3 protein-coding genes are annotated in these 1,326 nt (G+C 47.2%); all 3 read right to left on the reverse strand.

Features of this window, described 5'->3' with window-relative positions:
* Nucleotides 1-592 (reverse strand): YaaW family protein (locus CA2_RS18135; protein ID WP_217997647.1); only part of this gene is annotated, 592 nt, incomplete at its 3' end.
* Between the two features lie 23 nt (nucleotides 593-615).
* Nucleotides 616-963, reverse strand: a complete 348-nt coding sequence (locus CA2_RS18140; RefSeq protein WP_156106144.1) for a hypothetical protein — start codon at nucleotides 961-963, stop codon at nucleotides 616-618.
* A 29-nt stretch (nucleotides 964-992) separates the two neighbouring features.
* Nucleotides 993-1,326: SH3 domain-containing protein (locus tag CA2_RS16130; RefSeq protein WP_169741490.1), on the reverse strand; the 334-nt coding region annotated here is incomplete at its 5' end.

Raw genomic sequence — 1,326 nt, forward strand, 5'->3', positions numbered from 1 at the left:
CTGCCACACCGACCACAGCCGTAATGGCACCTGCAGCAGCCGCTTTTTTGGCTGACTCTTTCAAAATATTCCACGCTAAAGTGCTCGCTGCCGCGGAGAGTCCCCCCATCAGTACACCCTTTTCGTCAAAATTCAAATGGGCCTGCATGTCAAAAAATCCTGTCAGCACCTTGGTGTTGGTACAGCGCTCCCAGCGCTGTGTATCCGTCAGCAAAACCCACTCATCGCCAAAAAGGCTCAGCACAATTTCGTGTTCCTTTTGCCAGACCGATTTTTCCTTGCTGTCCTTGCCATTGAGTTTTTTGTGCACATCCGTCAGGATTTCTTCATAAGCCACAGGCTCTTTTCTGAATAAATTCAGCACACTATGTCCAGCGTATTCCTGGAATTCGTTGACCAGATGTCGCAAAGCATTCTCAGAATATTTTCCCTGTGCTTTTTCTTCCAGCAGCAATTCTTTCACGGAGGAAGACAAGGCTACGCGGCCTTTGCCCTCGTCCGTCAGCACATCCACCAGATAATCAATATCTTTGACGCTGCTGTGCTTTAAAACGTGCAGAACACCAATATCGCAGTTAATAGTTTTAATCATTTCTCAAAACCCGGCTTCGAAACTTATTTTTTCTTCAAGGGAATCAGGTAGAACCTGAGGCAGATGTCCAGCATCAGCACCGCTGGAATGCTCAGAAAGCTAGAAACATCAAAAATTCTGTCATGCACCTTCATCATGCTGTTGATGACAATAAAACCAATAGCAGCTCCTGTACACAGCGTCAGTGGCAAAAACCAGTAAGAAGCCTTGTGCTTTTTTCCGCAAATACTGCATTTAAAGCTCCAAGACGGGCCAAAATGCAAAATCTTGCTGGCATTCACACCATTCCCATGGCAGTGGGGGCATTTCAGCTTTCTATTTCTGACATAGAAAAACTGAATCACCACGAACCAAAATAACAGAGAAAACATTTATTTATCCTCACCAAGCCTACAGGCGATCAAAAATCGCGAATCATCAAGACACGGCTTTTGTGTATATAACCCTGAATATCAGGGTACACCCGTACCTGCCACCAGTCACTGGGCTGCACATGGGTGCTGAACATCACGGAATGGTTCACTCGGGCAACGATAGGGCTTTTGCCATCCGCCGCTTTACGTACATTGGTGTAGCCATCAGGGTCGTTGATGATGGCGGTCACAGAAAACGGCTTGCTGGAAAACTGGTCTGCCACCACCTTGCCGTTTTCGGTGAGCGCGCCTTCCGCAAACACATACTTGTGCACAATACCCTGCTGGTCTGGCATCTCAACGATGAGTGACTGATTCACC

The sequence above is a fragment of the Comamonas aquatica NBRC 14918 genome, from assembly GCF_000739875.1.
GTDB lineage: Bacteria > Pseudomonadota > Gammaproteobacteria > Burkholderiales > Burkholderiaceae_C > Comamonas > Comamonas aquatica.

Coding starts and splice junctions, on each gene's coding strand:
- CA2_RS18140 (WP_156106144.1), bottom strand. CDS start 963: ATGTTTTCTCTGTTATTTTGGTTCGTGGTGATTCAGTTTTTCTATGTC.